This is a genomic window from Prevotella sp. AM23-5 (genome assembly GCF_003473645.1).
GTDB lineage: Bacteria > Bacteroidota > Bacteroidia > Bacteroidales > Bacteroidaceae > Prevotella > Prevotella copri_A.
In genome coordinates, this window is the sequence record NZ_QUCG01000023.1 from 28,674 (window position 1) to 50,781 (window position 22,108).

The 22,108-nt window shown below is 47.3% G+C and carries 19 protein-coding genes and 1 pseudogene; 10 read left to right on the top strand and 10 right to left on the bottom strand.

Annotated features, from left to right (window positions below; translation table 11 throughout):
- Positions 1-26 precede the first annotated feature (26 nt).
- Positions 27-500: a PaaI family thioesterase gene (locus DW657_RS07490; RefSeq protein WP_118312008.1), complete on the bottom strand. Its 474-nt coding sequence runs from the start codon at positions 498-500 to the stop codon at positions 27-29.
- Positions 501-688: 188 nt separating this feature from the next.
- On the opposite strand from DW657_RS07490, the gene DW657_RS07495 reads away from it, so the two are divergent.
- From DW657_RS07495 to DW657_RS07510, 4 genes are all read left to right on the top strand, one after another.
- Positions 689-1,375 (top strand): response regulator transcription factor, encoded by a 687-nt coding sequence (locus DW657_RS07495; protein WP_118312009.1) that lies wholly within the window; start codon positions 689-691, stop codon positions 1,373-1,375.
- Between the two features lie 52 nt (positions 1,376-1,427).
- Positions 1,428-2,804: an ATP-binding protein gene (locus DW657_RS07500; RefSeq protein WP_118312010.1), complete on the top strand. Its 1,377-nt coding sequence runs from the start codon at positions 1,428-1,430 to the stop codon at positions 2,802-2,804.
- A 160-nt stretch (positions 2,805-2,964) separates the two neighbouring features.
- Positions 2,965-5,634 carry a magnesium-translocating P-type ATPase gene (gene mgtA / locus DW657_RS07505; protein WP_199658321.1) on the top strand — a complete coding sequence of 890 codons (2,670 nt, stop codon included), beginning with the start codon at positions 2,965-2,967 and terminating at the stop codon, positions 5,632-5,634.
- Positions 5,635-5,907: 273 nt separating this feature from the next.
- The gene (locus DW657_RS07510; RefSeq protein ID WP_118312012.1) at positions 5,908-6,948 is read left to right on the top strand and encodes a carbohydrate porin; all 1,041 of its coding nucleotides are present in this window, start codon (positions 5,908-5,910) and stop codon (positions 6,946-6,948) included.
- Positions 6,949-7,006: 58 nt separating this feature from the next.
- Here the strand turns inward: DW657_RS07510 and DW657_RS07515 are convergent, their stop codons facing one another.
- The 3 genes from DW657_RS07515 to DW657_RS07525 all read right to left on the bottom strand — a co-directional run bounded on the left by DW657_RS07515 (position 7,007) and on the right by DW657_RS07525 (position 10,621).
- On the bottom strand, positions 7,007-7,981 hold the full coding sequence (locus DW657_RS07515; RefSeq protein WP_118312013.1) for a FimB/Mfa2 family fimbrial subunit: 975 nt from the start codon (positions 7,979-7,981) through the stop codon (positions 7,007-7,009).
- 214 nt (positions 7,982-8,195) lie between these two features.
- Positions 8,196-10,232, bottom strand: coding sequence for a family 20 glycosylhydrolase (locus DW657_RS07520; RefSeq protein WP_118312014.1), 2,037 nt, complete (start codon positions 10,230-10,232; stop codon positions 8,196-8,198).
- An 11-nt stretch (positions 10,233-10,243) separates the two neighbouring features.
- On the bottom strand, positions 10,244-10,621 hold the full coding sequence (locus tag DW657_RS07525; protein ID WP_118312027.1) for an L-rhamnose mutarotase: 378 nt from the start codon (positions 10,619-10,621) through the stop codon (positions 10,244-10,246).
- 245 nt (positions 10,622-10,866) lie between these two features.
- Here DW657_RS07525 and DW657_RS07530 point away from each other — a divergent pair, with 245 nt between their 5' ends.
- The 3 genes from DW657_RS07530 to DW657_RS07540 all read left to right on the top strand — a co-directional run bounded on the left by DW657_RS07530 (position 10,867) and on the right by DW657_RS07540 (position 13,383).
- Positions 10,867-12,522, top strand: coding sequence for a carboxylesterase/lipase family protein (locus tag DW657_RS07530; RefSeq protein WP_199658320.1), 1,656 nt, complete (start codon positions 10,867-10,869; stop codon positions 12,520-12,522).
- 2 nt (positions 12,523-12,524) lie between these two features.
- Positions 12,525-12,818, top strand: a complete 294-nt coding sequence (locus DW657_RS07535; RefSeq protein WP_118312016.1) for a hypothetical protein — start codon at positions 12,525-12,527, stop codon at positions 12,816-12,818.
- Positions 12,819-12,918: 100 nt separating this feature from the next.
- Positions 12,919-13,383: a copper resistance protein NlpE gene (locus tag DW657_RS07540; protein WP_089544295.1), complete on the top strand. Its 465-nt coding sequence runs from the start codon at positions 12,919-12,921 to the stop codon at positions 13,381-13,383.
- Positions 13,384-13,468: 85 nt separating this feature from the next.
- Here DW657_RS07540 and DW657_RS18665 read toward each other — a convergent pair.
- A pseudogene (locus tag DW657_RS18665) lies at positions 13,469-13,645 on the bottom strand (family 16 glycosylhydrolase); the annotation flags it as partial.
- 188 nt (positions 13,646-13,833) lie between these two features.
- Here DW657_RS18665 and DW657_RS07550 point away from each other — a divergent pair.
- Entirely contained in the window at positions 13,834-14,823 is a 990-nt protein-coding gene (locus DW657_RS07550; protein ID WP_118312018.1) for a TerC family protein, read from the top strand.
- A gap of 166 nt (positions 14,824-14,989) precedes the next feature.
- Here the strand turns inward: DW657_RS07550 and DW657_RS07555 are convergent, their stop codons facing one another.
- The 4 genes from DW657_RS07555 to DW657_RS07570 form a co-directional block, all read right to left on the bottom strand.
- Positions 14,990-16,645, bottom strand: coding sequence for a kinase (locus DW657_RS07555; RefSeq protein WP_118312019.1), 1,656 nt, complete (start codon positions 16,643-16,645; stop codon positions 14,990-14,992).
- 56 nt (positions 16,646-16,701) lie between these two features.
- The gene (locus DW657_RS07560; protein WP_187360440.1) at positions 16,702-17,169 is read right to left on the bottom strand and encodes a C-GCAxxG-C-C family protein; all 468 of its coding nucleotides are present in this window, start codon (positions 17,167-17,169) and stop codon (positions 16,702-16,704) included.
- Between the two features lie 144 nt (positions 17,170-17,313).
- Positions 17,314-18,630, bottom strand: coding sequence for an AAA family ATPase (locus DW657_RS07565; protein WP_118312021.1), 1,317 nt, complete (start codon positions 18,628-18,630; stop codon positions 17,314-17,316).
- A 4-nt stretch (positions 18,631-18,634) separates the two neighbouring features.
- Entirely contained in the window at positions 18,635-19,648 is a 1,014-nt protein-coding gene (locus tag DW657_RS07570) for an aspartate-semialdehyde dehydrogenase (protein ID WP_118312022.1), read from the bottom strand.
- Positions 19,649-20,034: 386 nt separating this feature from the next.
- On the opposite strand from DW657_RS07570, the gene DW657_RS07575 reads away from it, so the two are divergent.
- Positions 20,035-20,418 carry a LytTR family transcriptional regulator DNA-binding domain-containing protein gene (locus DW657_RS07575; RefSeq protein ID WP_118312023.1) on the top strand — a complete coding sequence of 128 codons (384 nt, stop codon included), beginning with the start codon at positions 20,035-20,037 and terminating at the stop codon, positions 20,416-20,418.
- Positions 20,415-21,377, top strand: coding sequence for a hypothetical protein (locus tag DW657_RS07580; RefSeq protein ID WP_118312024.1), 963 nt, complete (start codon positions 20,415-20,417; stop codon positions 21,375-21,377). The genes DW657_RS07575 and DW657_RS07580 overlap by 4 nt, the downstream gene beginning before the upstream one ends.
- Positions 21,378-21,394: 17 nt before the next feature.
- Here the strand turns inward: DW657_RS07580 and DW657_RS07585 are convergent.
- Positions 21,395-22,108: hypothetical protein (locus tag DW657_RS07585; protein WP_233546658.1), on the bottom strand; the 714-nt coding region annotated here is incomplete at its 5' end.

Below are 22,108 nucleotides of genomic sequence, written 5' to 3' on the forward strand. Positions count from 1 at the left end.
TCAAATTCCTCACCATAAGGGGAGAGTTATTCCTCCCCCTCTACCTTGCAACAGTCGAATCCCATCTCTTTGGCTTTATCAGGACCAAAGGTAAAGTAGATGGCTTCGCCCTCATCACAAACCTCGCCTTTGGAATTCTCCAGAGTCAGGTGGATGGTGACGATGTTACGGCGCTGACTGGCGATGTGACCACGCACCGTAATCTGCGAATCGGTGGTCATCACAGGTTTCTTGTACTTCACGTTGAGCTGCATCGTCACACCCGTGGTCTGCAGTTTGCGGTTGATGACCCAGCCTGCCACTTCATCCATCAGCATACTGATGATTCCGCCATGCAGGGTATTGATCCAGCCCTGGTAATTCTCGCCGGGATTCCAGATGGTAAGCACATCCTCACCCTCTTCCCAAAACTCAAGATGCAATCCTATAGGATTGTTTGGGGCACAGCAAACGCAGTTGTAACCCTCCTTGTTCAAATATGGATTTAATATCTTCTTCATTTTCTAATTGATTAAACTGATTTCTAACTGATTAAACTTTTTAAAACAAGGCAAAGGTACGAATAATATCTGACAAGGCAAAGTTTTTTTAAGATATTACGGTTAATTTTCCATAATAAAAAGTGAAGAAGCGTGGGAATCTTTAAAATTGATGTACTTTTGCAAGCTACAAAAAGACGATTATAAGTATGATTAAGATTTTAGTGATAGAAGACGAAAAGCGAGTGGCTGATTTATTGAAAATCGGTCTGGAAGAGAACGGCTATCAGGTTCTGGTGGCTTACGATGGTGAGATGGGATGGAGACTGTTTCAATCGAATGATTTCCAACTGATTATCTCAGACATCATCCTGCCGAAGCTCAATGGTTTCGAACTCTGCCAGAAAATCAGAAAGGCGGATGAAGAAATCCCTATTCTGATGCTCACGGCTCTGGGAACAGCTGATGATAAACTGGAAGGCTTTGATGTGGGAGCCGATGACTACATGGTGAAGCCATTCGATTTCAGAGAACTGCTGGCGAGAGTGAGAGTATTGCAGAAAAGAAGAGCCGTGGCTAAGGTTGATGTGGTGAAGGAGATTTCATACGCCGATCTGTACATCAATCTGGAACGACAGGAAGTGACCCGAAACGGCGAACCCATCAAGCTTTCGCCTAAGGAATACAACCTGCTGGTTTATCTGGTGGAGAATGCCGAAAGGGTGGTGAGCCGAGTGGAAATCGCCGAAAAGGTCTGGAACACCCATTTTGATACGGGAACCAATTTCATCGATGTCTATATTAACTATCTAAGAAAGAAAATGGATAAGAACTTCGAGGTAAAACTGATTCATACCAAACCGGGAGTAGGCTTTATCTTAACGGATAAAATGTAATGCCCCCAACAGATAAGCCGAACAAGAAATTCATTAAAATCAGATAGAAATCATGAAAATCAGAACAGCCCTTACACTTAAATACACCTGCATTACGGCAACCATATTTCTGCTTTGCATGGTGCTCATTTACCTGGTCAGCGAACATACCCGCGACCAGACTTTCTTCAGAAACCTGAAAAGCGAAGGCATTACCAAGGCCAATCTCTTCCTGGCCGGACAGGTAGATGCCAAGACCATGCAGTCGGTTTATCTGAACAATAGGAAGTTTATCAACGAGGTAGAGGTTGCCGTCTATACCACCGATTTCCACATGCTCTACCACGATGCCATCCACAACGACATCGTGAAGGAAACCGAAGGGATGATCAAGGAAATCATTCAGAAAAAAGAGATTGAATTCCACATCGGAAAATACCAGGGCATCGGAATGGTTTTCCAATACAAGGGAAAGGATTATATTGTTACAGCTGCCGCTTATGACGGCTACGGCTACGACAACCTTGTGGGACTGCAGGAAACCCTCATCTGCCTCTTCATCATCGGATTGTCGCTGCTCTTCATCGCCGGCTATGTTCTGGCAAAACTCTCCCTCAAACCGATAAGAAACATCGTGAACGAGGCTGAAAACATTACCGCATCCCACATAGACCGCCGCATCCCCGTGAAGAACGAAAAGGATGAGTTGGGCGAACTGACCATCGCCTTCAATGAACTGCTCAAGCGACTGGAGATTTCATTCAATTCACAGAAGCAGTTTGTGAGCAACGTGTCTCACGAACTGCGTACTCCTCTGGCTGCCCTAACAGCCGAAATCGATGTTTCGCTACAGAAAGAGCGAACCAACAAGCAGTACCAGCTCGCCATGCAGAACATGCAGCAGGATGCCAAGCGAATGACCCGACTGATAGACGGTCTGCTGAACCTGGCAAAGGCGGATTACGGCAAGGAAGAAATCAGCATGCGAGAGGTTCGCCTGGATGAACTTTTATTAGATGCAAGAGAACTCATCCTGCGGGCGCATCCGGAATACAGCATCGACCTGCTCTTCTGCAACGAGGAAGAAGATGATGATAGTCTGATTACCGTCCTCGGCAATCCCTATCTGCTGAATATCGCCTTCTCCAATCTGATAGAGAACAACTGCAAGTATTCGGAGAATCATTCTTCCATCGTCCAGATTTCCTTCAGAGACAAATGGAGCATCGTCCGCATGGCAGATAACGGTTTTGGAATGTCGGCAAAGGATAAGGAGAATCTCTTCACCTTATTTTATAGAGGAGGCGGAGATGAGAAGAAGAAAGTAGAAGGCTACGGCATCGGGATGACACTGGCCCATAAGATTATCCATCTGCATGATGGCAACATCGCCGTGCATTCGGAGCAGGGCAAGGGAACCATCTTCATTGTAGAGATTCCACATATCTAGCATAATCCTCACAATATACATCTCCCTATTAATAAACGACTTACTGATTCTCTAATAGTTTTCTAATACCGTTCTAATTCTTTTCTAACGGCTTCTTCCACATAGTTTGCTTACCTTTGCAACCGCAAAACAATAATTCACATCAAGTAAAAGTAAAGCAATTATGTGGAAGAAGAAAAAGAACATCAGAAAAATGGCTTTCAATACCGAGACGGTATTGATGGCTGCCAAGGAACCACTCAACACGGTGCTTACTTACTTCCAGACTACCTCATTGGGACTCACCGATGAAGAAGTAGAGAAGAGACAGGGACTCTATGGCAAGAACGAGATTGTACACGAGCAAAAGAAGAAGCCGCTCGTAATGCTTGCCAAGGCTTTTATCAATCCTTTCGTAGGAGTGCTCACCGTACTGGTAGCCATCTCTTACGTGATGGATGTGTGGATGGCAGATCCTGGCGACCAGGACTGGACTTCCATCATCGTAGTCTCGACCATGATTATTCTGAGCACCATCCTCCGCTTTGTGCAGGAATGGAAAGCCAACCGCTCCAGCGAAGCTCTACAGAAGATGGTGACCAACACCTGCTATGTAATGCGTCTCGGCACAAGCACCCGTGGCGGTTCGCCAGGCGATGAAATCAGCAACGAGGAACTGGTACCTGGCGACCTCATCATGCTCTCTGCCGGCGACATGATTCCTGCCGATGTCCGCATCATCGAATCCAAGGATTTGTTCGTCAGCCAATCCAGTTTGACAGGCGAATCAGATTCCATCGAAAAATTCCCGAATCTTTCGGAAGCCCGCAACCATACGGGCAGCATCGTTGACCTCGACAACATCTGCTTTATGGGATCCAACGTGGTGAGCGGATCGGCAAAAGGCATTGTCTTCGCCACCGGCAGCCACACCTATCTGGGAACCATTGCCAAGAACGTGGCGGGCCATCGTGCCGCTACGGCTTTCGACAAGGGAATCACCAAGGTGAGTCTGCTGCTCATCCGCTTCATGCTCATAATGGTTCCTATAGTATTCCTGGTCAACGGAATTACGAAGGGCGACTGGTTGGAGGCTTTCATCTTCGCCATCTCCGTGGCCGTGGGACTTACCCCAGAGATGTTGCCGATGATTGTAACCGCCAACCTTTCGAAAGGAGCGATGGTAATGTCGCGCAAGAAGACCATCGTAAAGGATTTGAACGCCATTCAAAATTTCGGTGCCATGAACATTCTCTGTACCGACAAGACGGGCACCCTGACGCAGGACCACATCGTATTGGAGCGCCACGTGAACGTGGATGGAACCGAGGATAAGGAAAACCGCATTCTGCGCCACGCTTATTTCAACAGTTATTTCCAGACGGGACTTAAGAACCTGATGGATCGCGCCATCCTCTCGCACGTCAAGGAACTGGGACTGGAATCGCTGAGCAGCTCATATAAAAAGGTGGATGAGATTCCGTTCGATTTCACCAGAAGACGCATGTCGGTGGTGGTAGAAGACAGAAATGGCAAGCGACAGATTATCACCAAGGGAGCCGTAGAAGAAATGCTGACGGTTTGCAGCTTTGCGGAATTCGGCGGAAAGGTTCAGCCTTTATCAGACAGCATGCGAAGCAAGGCACAGAGATTCGTGAAGGAGATGAATGCACAAGGTATGAGAGTGCTGGCCCTGGCGCAGAAGAGTTTCCTGAGTAAGGAAAACAACTTTGCCATCGAAGATGAAAAGGAGATGGTTCTCATTGGCTATCTTGCCTTTCTCGATCCTCCAAAGGAATCAGCTTCCCAGGCCATCAAGCAGTTGCACGAGCACGGCGTGGAAGTAAAAGTACTTTCGGGAGACAACGAGGCGGTGGTAAAGGCGATTTCCCGACAGGTAGGAATCAATACTTCTGATTCCGTTACGGGGCCGGAACTCGAAAACATGAGTCAGGAGGCGAAACAGAAAGCGGTGGTAAAATGCAGCATCTTCTCGAAGCTTACACCGATGCAGAAGTCGGAAATCATCCAGCTCCTGCAGAAGAAGAACAACACCGTGGGCTTCCTGGGCGACGGAATCAATGACGCAGCAGCCTTGCGAGAATCAGATATCGGAATCTCTGTAGATTCGGCTGTGGATATTGCCAAGGAGAGTGCTGACATCATCCTGCTGGAGAAAGACCTGATGGTTTTGGAGAACGGCGTACTGGAAGGCAGAAAGACCTTCGGAAACATCGTGAAATACGTGAAGATGACGGCTAGTTCCAACTTCGGAAACATGTTCAGCGTACTGGCAGCGAGTTCCTTCCTGCCTTTCCTGCCGATGCTTCCGATTCATCTGCTCATTCAGAATCTGCTTTATGATATTTCGCAGACCACCATTCCTTTCGACCGCATGGACAGGGAATACCTCGCCAAACCATGCGTGTGGGACTCGGGCGACCTGAGCAGATTCATGATTTGGATTGGACCTATCAGTTCGATATTCGATATTGCCACCTACATGGTGATGTGGTGGGTGTTCAAGTGCCAGGGGCCGGACATGGAATCCCTCTTCCAGTCGGGTTGGTTTATCGAGGGCTTGCTTTCCCAGACCCTCATCGTTCACATGATCCGTACCCGCAAGGTTCCGTTCATCCAGAGTTCTGCCTCATGGCCTGTGATGCTGATGACCTTCTCCATCATGGCTGTCGGCATCTGCATTCCGTTCAGTTCATTCGGCAGTTCGATAGGCTTAAGTCCTCTTCCATGGACTTACTTTCCATGGCTGGCAGGCATTCTGCTGTCTTACTGCGTATTGACACAATGGCTTAAAACTCTTTACATCCGAGCTTTCAAACGCTGGCTATAATACAAAAAATGTTTATTGTTAGTTCCGTCTAATTACCTATAAATAGGGATTAGGCGGAACCACAACTATTTAGAATAAACAAAAATACCTAGAAATGGGGATAAAGATAGCCACTCTGCTATTTAGAAGAAATAAAAATACCGATTATTAAGTATTGCAGGATTTTCAAATACCCAGTACCTTTGCTGCATGAATTAGCGAGATGCTCGCAGGCGGCGAGTAAGTGAACAAGAAATGATACAAAACATGAAGATTATACAAAAACATAAAGAAATGAAGAGAATTATTTTTATTATTTTAGGCAGCATCAATATTTGCCTTGCTTATGCACAGAGCTTTAACGGACAATATATTTCTGAATGGCAATGGGACATGAACAAGAATACCAATCTGATCAATCAGCTGAGATTGGAACTGAGTGTTCCGATAGGAAGAGGAAAGGATTCGTTCGAGGCGGCTACACTGCATGTGGCAAAGACCAACGATGGCATTATTGATGACTGGCAGGGATTTTCGAACATAGATGCAGACAACAACTTCGCCATGCTTGCCGTGCTGGGCTACATGCACGAGTGGAATTCGGGCCATCTGTTTGTGGGTGTGAGAAACGTGAACGAGGATTTCTTTACCTCTGACGTAACGGCACTTTTCCTGAACAGTTCTGAGGGAATCTTTCCTACGGTTGCTTCCAGCTATCCGATAGCCAACTATCCGTATTCGGGCTTGACCCTTTACTTTGATGTAACCAAGGGTGGATGGACTTTCAGAAACAGTCTGTATAATGGTGCGGGATATAATGGCTGGAAAGCCCACGACAATCCTTTCCTGGTTCGCCCGAAGAAGGATGGAATCTTCAACATGGCGCAGTTGGAGTATGAACATAAAGGTGGAAAATATTTTGCGGGTGCTGCCGTCCATACCCGTCAATATCCGATCAACGAGGATGGCGAAATGGTTCCTGCCGATGAATCCAAGGGCAAAACCACCTGTGCCTGGTGGGTTTACGGAGAGCAGAGCGTCTGGAAAGCTGGCGACAGGAACATTTCGTGCATGGTGCAATATTCAGAGAACACCAGTCATCAGAATGCCTGCTACCGATACGCAGAACTGGGCGGTGCCTATCAGGACGAGAAGAACGAGTGCGGTCTGTCGGGCCAGTACGCCCGCTTCCAGCAGGGTTCGGAATATTCGCTGGAAGTAACGTGGAAAAGACAGCTGACGGAATCCATCTCCCTTCAGCCATCGTTCCAGTACATCAAAAACGACAATGGAGACTTCACGACGCTTAGTGCCCGACTCTATGTCAGTTTCTAGAATAAACGAAAAAGATGACTCGCCAAGACGTCTAGTCATCTTTTTCGTTTTTTCTTTTTTATTCAAATTCGGTGCTGAAACCGGAATCTGGAATGGTTGGAGAATCGATGATGAATGATGCGGCTGAGTGGGTAGAGAGGAACGGACCTTTATAGGTGGTCATCTTTCCCTTCACCATGTGGACGTTTTCGAACGATAGTTCTTTTGCCACATTATTTTCTGTATCAACAGACTGGGTAGCCAGCGTGATATCCGTTACATTATCCTCGCCCAGGAAGAAATAGCTACTGAACATGATTTTTTTACCCTTGTATTGATTGCCCGAGATATCGTATGTCTTGGTCAGGGTGGTCTTCTCGAGGCAATGACCCGTAGATGGATTGAAGACATTACCACAGTTGCCGGTAATCGTATATTTAAACGACTTGATGTAGTCTGGACGAATTTCTAATCGGCTGTCCAATACCAATACGCTTACTCCACGTTTCAGGATGCAGTCGTAGTTCTGTCTTTCTTCTCTATCTTTTACAGCAATATCCTGATAGGTATAAAACATATCTGTGACTTCATTGTTAGGGAAGACGACCTTAGTCTGTGATTTGATGCTGACCTTGTTGACTTTTGAAGGGTTATCAGTAGCAGCGGCAATAGCCACCATCTTGTAATTACCTCTAGGCACATACAGTTTCACCTGTCCGAAATTCTTGTCGGTAGAGAATTGGGTTACCAAATACATCGTATCTTTACCTTCCGGAAACAGGGCTACCTCCAACTCAGTAATCTGCTTGCACTCACTCAGGTTCTTCTTCCCATCAGTGTCTGCACGGGTAATCCAAGGAGATGCTGCCTGAGCTACGTCAGCAGTACCTGCTCTGGATTCAATTTCTGAGATTGATTTCTCGAAGAAGTTGAAGCTAACTTCCAGTTTGTCACTTCGTGATGAAGAATCCATCACGCCATCCTCTTTACTACAACTTACTACTAGTAAGGCTGCAATAATAAGCCATAGGCTTTTAGTGAAATATTTCTTCATTAGGTTTAGAATTTAGAAGAAATACGCCAGAATATCTGGTATTGTCTGCTATTACCCATCTAGTTGATACAGCTAGCTGTTTTTCTGTAGTAGTATTGATGCGAAATTACTAAAATTTTGAATACGCTGTACTCCTCGCCCCCTATTTTTTAACTATCTTAACGAAGTTTTCACCTGATTAAATAAATAGGGGGCTTTTATGGGCACTTATAGACTACTCCTGCTCTACCTTCACTCCCGTAATCCGGCTCTTGAAATCGCCAGCCTTCTGGAGTGGGAACACCAGCGTGCGCTGATAGTGCATCTTGGCAGAAGGATTATAAACGATAGGCTGAGTGGCTGTAGCATCACTCTTCTGGAATGTAGCCAGGTCTTTCTGCTGCATCGCATAAAGGGTGAGCGGACCCAACTCCTCGCGCAACTTGCCATCCACATAAAGACAGGTCTTCCTGTTATCGCCCGTAATCGCCAGAGTTACCTTCTTCCCCTTCTCTACCCTGTAGTTGAACTTGTTGAGATAACCCTCGTGGGCAAAACCAAGCTGGCCGCTTTCAGGGTCGGCAAGATAGAAGGTGGCGTTATCGGATGAGAACAACACCGTGCCCTTCGGCTCATCGGCTCCCTCGATGGTGAACTCCACCCGATAGCCATAGCCCACTTCCTTCTCACCCGTGGTCTGACCAGGGTTCAAAGTCTCTATTCTTAGCTGCTTGCCCTTCTGCCAGCGTGCCGCCTCATTAACCGCAGGAGCCTCGCTGAGCGAAAGACGAAGACGATTGAAATCTTCAAAGGAGAATGATGTGGCTGCACCCGTCCAACATTTTGCCGACAGCGTCTGCAAGGCAGGGAACAGGCGGTCGTGAATATCCTTCACCGAAATTCCGTTGCCCGCATGGTCGTTCCATACGGCAAACATACCGCCGAGAATGGCATGGTCGTTCTCCTCGAACTTCTCGTTGCCAATCTGCGCCGGAGTCCAAGAATCGTAAAGATACTGGCAATTCAGGTAATCGTAATAATAGCCCGCTGCCGGAACGATGTAAACCAATCCGTCAGGAATGCTCACCAGTTTGTAGCCCTGGCGCTTCATCTCCTTCGGGTCTGCATAACCATTGTACCAGCAATGCATCATCACGTTCTCCGACTTCACCTTGGTGTCGCCCTTGGCATGAGTAAGTGCGCCCCAAACGGCAGCCTGCTTGCCAAACGACTCCACATATTTAATATAATGGTCTGTGAAGTAGCGGAATTTCTCCACCACCTCCTTCTTGGCGTTGGAATACTCATCGGTTCCGATGTGCACTACCTTACCACGGAACACGGGGTTCTTACCCTCCAAATATTCCTTGAAGAGCCCATCCACAAACTTGTAGGTCTCGGGATTGAAGAGGTCGAGATGATCCATTCCATATTCCTTGGACCCGATTTCCGGCTTGTAATGGGTGAAGGCGAGCGAATGGGCTGGCACATCTATCTCGGGGATGATATTGACACCATACTGCTCTGCCAGTTTCTGGAGTTCGATGAACTCAGCCTTGGAATAGCTGCCATCCTTTGCCGTGAGTCCCGGATAGGTGTCGCATTCCAGGCGGAAAGCTGCCGGGGTCTTCGCCCAGTCGTTACCGAAATACTGTCGGAATCCGTTATCGTTGAGATGAATCTGCAGGGTGTTCATCTTGTAATAAGACATCATCTTGACCAGCGAGCGCAGATAAGACATCGGGATGAACTTTCTTCCGCAATCCATCATGAAGCCTCGCAGCCCATAGGCAGGCTTATCCTGGGTAGAACCCTTTGGCAGCACGAAACCTGCCGAACGCTGCTGCTCTGAAAGCTGCAGCACGGTGCGGGTACCCCATACCAGTCCTTCTACCGAAGAAGCCGTGATGGTGGTTACGTCGCCGATGGTGAGGCGATAGCCCTCCTTGCCGAGCTGCCTGGCCGATTTCTTATCAGCTTGGAGCACCAGCACGATGTCGCCGGCAGAAGGTTTTCCCATCTTAGGCGTGAGCGGTTTTCCCACCAGGTCATGATAATCGGCAGCAAAGAGTTTCGCCACATCCTGGGCGTTCTTTCCGCCCTTCACCACGTATTTGCCCGATGGGGTAAACATTCCCTCAGCCCCGCTCCATTGCTTGAGTTCAGGGATTACAAAAGGTTTTTCGTTGACCGTTGCCCAGCCACACGAAAGCACCAAGGTGCAGCAAGCCGTCAGCAAGAGACGCTTGCAGTCATTTAGGTTTTTCTTCATACTTTACTGTTTTAATCGTAAAGATAAAAAATGCGCTCCATCATGTGCCACTTCTCATCGCTCGTAGCACCCTTGCCGCACTTCTGGAACTTGCCTACCACTTCCTCCCACTCTGCCTGTCTAGGGAGAGTGGCGAGTTCTGCCATTTTCTTGTCCCAATCGAAATCTACGGGAGCATCCACAACCATCACCAGCCGGTTGCCGAAGATGTAAATCTCCATCTCCAGGATTCCCACCTGACGGATTCCGTCACGGATCTCCTTCCATTGCACTTCCTCAGAATGCAGGCGGCGATATTCACGGATAGCCTCCTCATCAGATTCCAATTCCAGCCACTGCACGTAGCGTTTGGTGGCTACAGGATACTTCTTCTGTTCATAACCTTTCATCATAATCATTAGGGTTTTAAAGATTAAACATTATATTATCTGCAAAAATAATGCAAGCGAGCGCAATGTAAGCTTGCTTACAAATTGCCGAGCGCAGCTTATTTTCTGCAAAAATATGAAAAAAAATTGAGGTAAACAAGCCAAGTTACCGAAATTTTGTTTATTTTTGCATTATCATTGCAGAAATGCAGGTTATGATTTACAAAACAATTCCATAAGATTAAAAGGAACTAAAGATTTACGATATGAAGAAACTACTTTTATCCATCGCCTTTCTGCTCCCTGCTATGGGAATGATGGCGCAAACTCAGGTGAAGACTGCCGAAGGTATTCTCGAAGGAAAAGACCTCTCAGGCATCACGGTTTTCAAGGGTATTCCATTTGCAGCCCCTCCTGTGGGCAATCTCCGCTGGAAGGCTCCTCAGCCAGCCCAGAAATGGCAGGGCGTGCGCGAAGCAAAGGAGTTCGGACCGAACCCGATGCAGGAACCTATCTTCGGAGACATGAACTTCGGCACGAAGACAAACAGCGAGGATTGCCTATACCTTAATATATGGACTCCTGCAAAGACCATGAAGGAGCATCTGCCGGTTTTGATTTATTTCAACGGCGGAGGACTGATGGCTGGCAGCGGAAGCGAACCTAGATATGCGGGCGATGCAATGGCGCGCAAGGGCATCATCTCCATCACAGCCAACTATCGTGAGGGCATCTTCGGATTCTTCGCTCATCCACAGCTCTCCAAGGAAACATCCTACAAGGGTTCCGGCAACTATGGATTCATGGACCAGGTGGCAGCCATCCAATGGGTGAAGGACAATATCGAGGCTTTCGGCGGAGACCCTAACCGCATCACCATCGTAGGCGAATCGGCTGGTTCCATGTCAGTAAGCGCCCTGATGGCTTCCCCTCTCTGCCAGGGACTCTTTGCCCAGGCTATGGGTTCCAGCGGTTCGGTGATGGGATTCAAGAAGATTGCCACCCAGAAGGAAGCTGAAGAGAAAGGCGTGCAGCTTGCCCAGAAAATCGCAGAGAAGATGGGCAAGGAAACGGGCAAGAAAGTGAAAAAAAACATAGGAATGAAGAATCTCAACGAGCTTCGTGCCCTTCCAGCCGAGGAACTGATGAAGCTGGCGGGAGTAAGAGCGGTTCCTGTCTATAATATCGACGGATATTTTATGAAAGAACAGCCTGTAGATGTCTTCGCCAAGGGCGAGCAGACCAAGGTGCCTCTGCTCATTGGTGGCAACAACCAGGAGATGACACCATGGGCGGTATTGATGGGCAAACAGCCTACCGTTGAGAATCTGAAGGCTGGTGCCAAGGCTACCTTCGGGTCAGAGAACATCGATGAACTCTTCCGCCTTTACGGAATCAACAACGACAAGGATGTGTTGGAGCAGCCGGGTGTGAATCTGGCTTCGGATATCTTCCTGGATTATTCTACCTGGAAGTGGGGCAACATGCACAAGCTGACCGGCGGACAACCCGTTTACCGCTACCGCTATTGCCACCCTCGTCCTGCAATGGCCATCAAGGGCAAGGTGGCAGCATTGGCTGGCGGCGTGGTAGATGCTAAGGAAGATGCAGCTCCTGCTCCACAGGACAAGGGTGCCGTTCACTCTGCCGACATCGAGTATGCGATGGGCACATTGCCAACCAACCGCGTGTTCAACTGGCAGCCTGAGGACTATATGATCAGCGACATCTTCAGCCAGTATTATGTCAACTTCGTAAAGACCGGCAATCCAAACGGCCTGGGTCTGCCAGAGTGGCCATCTACCAATGGCAAGGCCGTAGCCCCTGTACTTCAGATAGATGTAAAGACAGAAGTGAAGTCTGATGCCCAGATGGAGAAGCGCTATGATTTCATCGACAAAATGTTCTGGGAGAAGAAATAGAGATGTTTCAGAAATTCATCATCAATAGAGACGGTGTGCTGAAGTTCGGCCACGTCTATCTGCATCGCGACATGCTGGCTCCCGGCGAGCAATGCACCTATGGCGGCGGATTGTGGAAAATAGATGAAGGCAGGGGCGCCATCGTGCTCTATGGAAGGAGTTTCGACTTCGGTCCTCCCGATTTCGACTTTGTTACACGGATAGACTGGACGGGCTTGGGGGGAACTCCTCGCCCGCTGCTCTATCTGCCGCATTGGCCCAACGAGGAAGAGATTGTGCCCATCATCATCAATTGAGAAAATAGTATAATATTCTATAAATTCTATGCAAAAAGTTTGCCCGTAACAGATAAAAGCGTATTTTTGCGAAAAGAATTCACTTAAAAAGCAGTATAGTATGAAAAAGAAATTAGTTTTGACTGCAGCCGTTATCGCTGCATTGTCAGTTGTCTCTTGCAATAGCAAGAAGACAAATAGCCAGGGAGCTGATCAGGATAGCCTCAGCTATGCAGGAAATGATTCGCTCAATTCTAACGATATCGTGCTCGATTCCATCGCCGGCACCTATGAGGGAACTCTCCCTGCTGCCGATTGTCCTGGAATCAAGACTGTATTGACGCTCAATGCCGACAGCACCTACCAGTACTCAGCCGACTATCTGGAGCGCAAGGATGGTCACGACGAAGCAAGCGGTATCTTCAAGGTATTGGCTAACAACGTAGTAGAAATCATCCGCCCATCCAGCGGCGAGACTACTTACTTCAAGGTGAAGGATGCCAACAGCCTCATCATGACCGACTCGCTCGGTACTGAGCCTGAAGGCGCCATGGCTAAGCACTATGTGCTGACCAAGAAGAAGTAAGCTATTCACATCTAAAAAAAGCACCCATCTCATATCTAGAAAGCATCTTTTTCTGCTTCCAAAATACGAGATGGGTGCTTTGCGTTGTGGCAGTTGACCCAATTTCGTTGAGAAGTTCATCGTCCAGATAAAGACGGATGCTCTGCTCATTCCAATCCATGCGCCAAACGTGGAACTTATCAGCCCATTGCGCATCACGATCTGTGAAATGGGTGAAAGGGATAGCCTTGCTGTTCCATTTCGCCGTCCAAGGCTTGTCGGTATATTACAAACCCATTACATTCTCAACTTTCACGTTAAATTCAATTAAGTTTTACCTCATAACTTTCGCTATTTCAGATATTTTTCCTAATTTTGCGTCCACGTTTCCAACGGATGAAATGAATATTAAGATTAGATTATAAAATTAGGTATTATATAAAATAGACAAGGAAAAAGGAAAAAAGAAAAATGGAACATGTTTTTACTGAATCGATGTTTTTGGTGGGCTTCGTGATTTTCATCGCCGCCATCCTCGTATTAGACATGCTGGTCATCGACCGAAAGGCGCATGTGGTTTCCATCAAGGAAGCTGGCTCCTGGACGGCAGTATGGATTATTCTCGCTCTCGCCTTCGCCGTGTTCATCTACTTTCATGGCGACATGGTGCACGGCATAGAGAACTTCGACGACCTGAAACTGATAGCCTCGCGCTATGCTTCTCATCTCAAACTGGATCCGAACGATTATGAAGGGAGTCTGCAGCAATATCGCCACTACATGACCATCTCTTACATCTCGGGTTATCTGATAGAGAAGACGCTCTCAGTGGATAATCTCTTCGTGATGATGATGATTTTCAGTTCGTTCGGAGTAGATAAGAAAGATTACCAGCACGTATTGAACTGGGGAATCCTGGGTGCCATCGTGCTTCGCTTCGTCTTCATCTTTGCGGGTGCAGCCCTCATCAGCCGATTCACCTGGATATTGCTCGTATTCGGAGGATTCCTGGTTTACAGCGGTGCCAAGATGTTCTTGAACAGAAACAAGAAGGAAGAAATCAATGCCTTGGATCATCCGGTAGTGAAGTTCATGCAGCGACGTCTGCACCTGGGACCGCTGGTAATGACGGTGGTGTTCATCGAGTTCTGCGATCTGATTTTCGCTTTCGACAGTATCCCTGCCGTATTCTCGGTTTCGCTCGACCCGTTCGTGGTGTTCTTCTCCAACATCTTCGCCATCCTGGGCTTGCGTGCCCTCTTCTTCCTGCTGGCAGCAATAGCCGATAAGTTCCGCTACTTGAAGGTGGGTGTGAGCGTGCTGCTGGTGTTCATCGGTGTAAAGATGCTCATCCACGATTTCTTCGAGATTGATGCAGTAAGTTCGCTGGTATTCATCATCCTCGTCTTGCTCGTCAGCATCGGAGCTTCGGTGGTGATTCCGCAGAAAAAGGAAGCTTAAAAACACAAAACGCAGTAATACGCCCTGAAAGGGCAGAAGCTCCTAGCCCAGGGCACCGCCCTGGGTTTACGCATAAGCAAGAATGTCGCCCTGTAAGGGCAAAAGCTTTTAAGTGTACCTGGAAAGTACAAAGTTTTTGCCTTTACAGGGCGAACTGTTTATATTTCTAATACCTCCTCAACGGTCTATACTTAATGGTATAAATCCGGTTGAAATAATCCTTCCATTCATTCGGCTCCTTATCATCATCCCGAACAATCCGGATGCCATAAAACCTGGTGCCCGTTTCCTTATACTCCTTGAACCTCGCCAACATCTGCTGCGGCGGATTCGGAATCAGGAAATCCGTAATCCAAAGCACATCGGCATTCACATAATGCAGACCATCGTTATCGAGCAAATCAAACATCTGGTTCATCATCTTCTTTGCCGAAGTTCCACCGCCTATAAAAGGCAGATGGGTTGTAGTAGGCTGGCGCCTGACACCACGACCCGTATGAGCCTGACCATCAGAAGATAAATCTGCAGAATTATCGGGAATTTCTGTAGACTCCACAACCGTGATTCCAATCCTCTTCAACCGCTCCGCCTTCCGCTTCGCCATCAAATCGATGGCACGGGTGCTCACGGAGAAATCTATCAGAAAGCAATCCCGCTCCAAATCCTCTGCCGTTTCTTCCAACAGGGAAATCAGCGTAGAAGAAATCCTTTCAGGCGTTCCATACATACTCGCAGAAGTATCCAGACAGACTATCATCGGACCCTTTCGGGAAGCATGGGTAAAGCCGAGTTTGCGGGATGGCTTCGACATTTCGCTCTTATAACGGAAAGTCTGGAGCCTGCGGGTTCGATACTTATAGATAAAAAGCCCCTCCATATCCTCGTCGCTGTATTGCGCCAACTCCAACGGAAGAAGTGAGTTGAGATCATCGCCCACGGTAATGCCCTCGATGTCGCTTCCTGCGGAATGCTCCATCTTCATCTCCACCCCCGAAGCGATAGTGAGCCTATCTTTGCCGTTGGCATCTGCCACACGCCCCATCTTCGCTACAATCTCCTTGATTTCTGGATATTTATCCTGAATCTTCACCTGGTTCAGGCGGCGTTCAAACTCCGTTTCCGTCCATCCGTTCGTCATCAGTTCCCAGGCTTGCACGGCTCGCTGCTCCGAAACGCCCTTCGTCTTCATGTTGCGGGTTATCTGGTCCATCATGCGAACCAATCCCGTTTCGAAGTTATTCTGACGGAGCGAGATAAAATCCTTCAGTTTGTTCAATACCTGATGGTCGATGCACACCTTCCAGTCTCTTACCAGACGCTCCCAGTTTTCGGGTTTCGAAGCTCCATCGCCAGCCATCAGTTTCAGGAAGAAAGACTTATCGAATCCATCCTCCCGGTGTTCCTGCTCCAACTGGTCGATGAGCGGAAGCCACACCTGCTCATCCATTCTCTTAAAGGGAGTCCAGTCGAGCACATCATCAGCCCGATGACTTTCGGTCCAGGCACGTTGGCGTTGGAATCGCATGTGATGAACGCATTCCACGATGAACTTTCCCACACAATCATAGAATACCTTGCTCTTGATTTTGCTGTTCACCACCTGGCGCACGAATTTCTGCACCTCTTCGCCAGTTTCCGGAATCGTCACTTTCAGGGTAAAGAGATGAATCAGATAATCCTTCAGCGGGTCTTCCTTCAAATCCCAAGGCATGGCTGCGCCTGTCGGATCAGGAATCTTTACCTGCCCCGACTTGCAGAAGTCGTCTAGCATCTTCAAGTAATACTGTGCTTCCGCCAAGTCCTTGTTATTCTGGTATTTCATCTTATTCGATATTTTTCACCAAATCGGTAAAAAACTTCTTATATATTATAGGAAGATTAAGCCTTCTCTTTCTCCATCAGATATTCTGCGAAGATTCTTGCAGCACTCTCCACTTTGGCAGCGCAAGGGCGAGACTTGTAGTATTCTGCCGTTCTTGCCGAAGCCACATAGCTGGATTGCGCCTTTTCATGACCCTTCAAGCCCAGAATCTCGGCACAGATGATACTGCCATTCTGCTCCTTCGATTTGGCTAACAAATCCTGCACCACCTTGTAGCAGGCCGACTTTCCCTCGCGATCATCCCCCTCGGTCTGTCCGCAATCCAAGCCAACGAGCACCACAATGCCCGAAACGGCTCCACACATCATTCTCATTCTGCCAACTCCACCACCGAAGCCGGCACCAATGCGCTTCGCCATCTCATCATCAAGACCATATAAATCGGCAAAGGCAGCTACCACCGACTGGCAGCAGCCATAGCCCTGCATAAAATTCTCCACCGCCTGGTGAACACGAGCCTCCAACTCTGGAGATAAAGTTATCTGTTCGTTCATTATGTTTTTGTTCTTCTATATATGTTTTGATTCTTCTATATATGTTTTGGTTCTTCTATATATAATAATGTATAAGTAACTGGAGGCGATTAAACCTCATAAAGTTTTATGGTATTATGCCTCATAAAGTTTCATCGTATCCTGTCGGGTAAACGCCAACTCCTTATAGAAATCACGGAGATAAACTGAGATTTCAGCCTTATCATCCGAAGACACAAAGAGATTCTCGCCCAACTGCCTTTCCAGCGAAGTCAAGCCATCCGAAAGGGTTTCGATTTCCCCCTCATAATCTCTGCCATCATCAGGATTCCTGCGAACCCGATGATACTTGATATCCTCAGCAAGCGCATTCTTCATCTCCACCAGTTTTTCTGCAAAAGGAGAAAAGAGTGCCCGGATTACGATGCTTCGGATAGCATCCCGCTCTTCCGGTTCCTGCCACAGACAATGGTAGATAGGAAGCAGATCGCAGATATCCACTTCTTCCCTATCCTGCATAAAGGCAGAAGTGCGAAGCAGACGAACGATATTTTTCCATCGGCGGTCGCTCACATAGATATTTCTGCGCTCGGCAGCCTCATCCACATTCACGGCTCTCAGAGATTTACGGATGGCAGAAATCGCATCGAGCACCTCCTCCTTCACGCCAATCTTACAGATTTTCTCCGCCCATTCAGCATACTCCTCAGGGGATATTCTTATATCGCACACGGATTTCACAGATCTCACAGATTTTTTCTTTGTATTCTCAGAAATAAACAAATCTCTTTCTGATGTTTCTACTCCCATTGGCGTTTGCTTTACAGAAGACTTCTTGGACATAACATTAGCCTCATCCGTGGAATCAGTGAGATCCGTGTGAGACTCATTAGATTCCAGCAGCATTGCACGGAAATTCTTCTCCAGCTTAATCGGTCGGCTCTCTATTCTAATCACAAATCGGTCCCAAAGCGCCTCCAGTCCTTCTCCCTTAGCCGGCAGCTCATTACTTGCCGCAACGAGAAGCTTCAGCGGAAGATGAATTTCACGATTGCCATTTCTGAAGATTTTCTCGTTAATCACCGTGAGGAGCGTGTTCTGGATAGCAGGACCCGCCTTCCAGATTTCATCCAGGAAAACCACATCGGCAGTAGGCAGATACCCCTCCACCGCACGCTCGTAAGTATCCGAAGTCTTCAGTTTCTGAATGCTCACTGGACCGAAGATTTCATCGGGCGTAGAGAAGCGTGACATCAGATACTCAAAACTCCGAGCATCCCAGAACGCCGTCTTCAACTGTCTGGCCACCATACTCTTCGCCACACCCGGAGGTCCTAAAAGAATAACGCTCTCGCCTGCCAGAGCGGCAAGGAGCGAGAGCGAAATTTCAGTATTTTTTTCATAAATGCCCCGGTTCATCTCCTGGAGCAAAAGTTTGAATCTTTCCAGCATGTAATTACTTTACGTTGCCCACCTTAATCAAATACTCAGCAATCTGAACTGCATTCAGGGCAGCACCCTTACGAATCTGGTCGCCGGTCAACCACAATGTGTTACCATTGTCATCAGCCAAATCCTTGCGGATACGACCTACATATACATCGTCCTTACCGGCGCTCTCCAATGGCATTGGGTAAACGTAGTTCTGGGCATCATCCTTTACAGTTACGCCTGGAGCAGCCTCCAAAGCCTTGCGGATGTCCTCTACTGCCAATGGCTTCTCTGTCTCGAACCATACACTCTCTGAGTGAGAACGAAGTGAAGAAACGCGAACGCAGGTAGCACTGGTGCGAACATCAGAGTGCATGATCTTGCGGGTCTCGTTATACATCTTCATCTCCTCCTTGGTGTAATCGTTAGGAGTCATCTTGTCAATCTGTGGAATGACATTATATGCCAACTGATGAGGGAACTTATTGATATGCTCAGTCTTACCAGTCTCGATGATATCCTTATACTGCTTCTCAAGTTCAGCCATGGCAGCAGCACCAGCACCCGAAGCACTCTGATAAGAAGAGATATGAATCTTCTTGATATGGCTTAAGTCATCGATAGGCTTCAACACTACTACCATCATGATGGTGGTACAGTTAGGGTTGGCGATGATGTTGCGAGGGCGGTTCAAGGCATCCTCAGCATTTACCTCAGGCACAACCAGAGGCACGTCGTCGCACATACGGAATGCGCTAGAGTTATCAATCATCACGGCACCATACTTGGTGATAGTCTCGGCAAACTCCTCAGAAGTGCCGCCACCAGCAGATGTGAAAGCAATATCGACATCTTTAAAGTCATCGTTATGCTGCAAAAGTTTGACCTCATAGTCCTTTCCCTTGAAGTTGTATTTTCGTCCGGCAGAACGCTCAGAACCAAACAACACCAAATCATCCATAGGGAAATTTCTCTCAGCAAGGATACGCAGGAATTCCTGTCCTACAGCGCCACTTGCACCAACAATTGCTACTTTCATAATCGAATCTTTTAATTTATAAAGTTGTTATAAGTGAATCTTATGGAAAAGAAGGGATGCTCCTTTCCAGCCCAATGATTTCTCATCTTCCAGCCCGATGATCTTTCACCGTTTTGTCAGCCAAAAACCGCTTATCCTCTCAAATCCGCTGCAAAGTTAAGACTTTTTCTACAATATCAAGCATAAAATCCCAAAAATTATTGCTTTTTGCTGCAATTTTATCTTTTTTGCTTACTTTTCTGCAAGAATTTGCATAAAAACGGAGAAAAATAGTTGCAATTACGTTTGGTTGTTCAAAAGAAAACTTGTATCTTTGCCTGCAACTTATTGCTCCTGTCCTTAATAAGGAGACAAGGGTATGAACAGAAAAGACTATCAATGAAAATATGGAATGGCTTAAAATAACAACCAACAGCGAAATCATCCGGATTCCAACCGATGAGATCATTTTCATCAAAGGCGATGGAAACTACTCCGACATATTCCTTGCCAATGGCAAAAAAGAGAATGTGATCAGCCAGTTGCACGACCTGATGGACAAGTTGACCGCCCTCAACTACAGTCCGTTCTATCGGGTAGGCAAAAGTCTCATCATCAACCGCGACTATATCTTCAAGGTCAACCCAGGACTTCAGAGAATCATCCTCTCCAATAGCCGATTGGAAAAGGATATCCTCATCAAGGCATCCAAGGATGCACTTAAAAATCTGAAAGAGAAGTTGGAAACAGAAGAAGAATTAACTTTAGAAAAGGAAGGAGGTAACTCATGAACGACGATAAGATTTTCATCCAGGACTTCGAAGGCAACAGCAAGAAGGGACTCATTATTGTAGATGATGACTCGGATGTCATCATCGAGCAGGATGCGCCTGAATCTGCCCCAAAGGATTCTTCAGCCTCATCATCAGAAGAAACTCCCCATCCTCATCCCCATAAATGGAGATGGATAGCCCTCAGCATCTTCGCATCCGTGGTGTTCTGCTTTGCAGCATACGCTGGTTGGCGACTCTATAATTACTATTATAATATAGGTGTGCCTATCTCGGTAACGCCCGAAAAGAACATTCAGAAACTGGCTGCCCATAACAAAGGCGGCAAGCCTACCATCACGTTATCTTCCGATTCCATCCTGGGCGTAGCGCTCAACATGTATCGCCTGGAAAATCTGCAGGCCGAGATTTCCATGGTAGAACCTGATACCACCGACATGAGTGTATGGATGTACAGCCGGAGTGCCGATCACACCAGCACCAACGAATATCTGGGCAGTCTGGTAATGAACGGCAAGGAACTGGCATCGGATGTTTCCCGCCTGGGCTATTGTGCGATGGCGAATGGCAACATCGTGCTGGGAATTTCGAGAAGCGACAAGGTGAAGGATTACGTAGAGGAACGGGGCGGCAGTTTCTTCCGCCAGTTTATCCTGGTATCTGATGGAGTATTGCCAGCCAAGTTCCAGCTTCACGGCAAGGTGGAGCGCCGTGCCTTGGCAAGAACTTCCGACGACCACCTATATTATATAGAGACCCGTCATCCCGAAACCCTCTGGGATTTCGCCGATGCCCTGCGCGAATACGGTTTCGCCGATGCTATCTACATCACCGGTGGCAATTGCCACAGTTTCTATCGCACCCCCGACGGCAAACCGCATAATATAGGCGATGATACCCAGCATCCTCATAAGAAATATCAGAAAATCGTGCCTTGGATTATATTCAAGGCACGATAGAGTGCTGGAAAATTGAATTATCTCTCTTGATGAGTCATAATCATCCTCAAAGAGTTCTTGCAATCCTCGCACAACCCATGTTTCATGTAGAAGGTATTCTTGCCATGGGCATCCTGCATCAGGCACTTCGGGGCATCCTTCTTGCAATGCGGCAAGCCACGAGAATGCAGGAATTCATGGATTGTTACTTTCCATAAGTCATCCTTTCGTTTCAAGCGGAAGGTTGAAACCACACAGGCGTCACCTGGTCGGAAACTCAATCCCATGATTCCATAGTTGTATTGTCCATGAATAGAAGTAGAGATGTCTCGATGCGTCAAACCTATCGTTACGATTTCATCATTACCTCCATGCTCTTCATGCAACATTTTCAGGATCCCCCCAGCCCAATACCTGTTTCTTGGTTTGTAGAGACATGAGGCAGGTATTTCTTTCTTGTCTCCAACAAATACAGATGCCTCCACCCAAGCCTTTGGTACCTTATTGAAAATGAAACCCAACTGCTTCACGAGTTCTTCTCTCAACTGTTCAGCCTCCTGATGTGAGAAAATTCCCAAAGGCTTTAACTCTATGACATAACCCAATGGAGGATCAGCAGGGAGGCTGTCTCCCATTCCCTCATTGCCATGACTCTGATTTCCATTGGAACAACCTGCTAAAAACAGGATTGAGATTCCAGCTATAAACAATAATAACTTCTTCATCAATACTCTGTTAATTCTTATGTAATC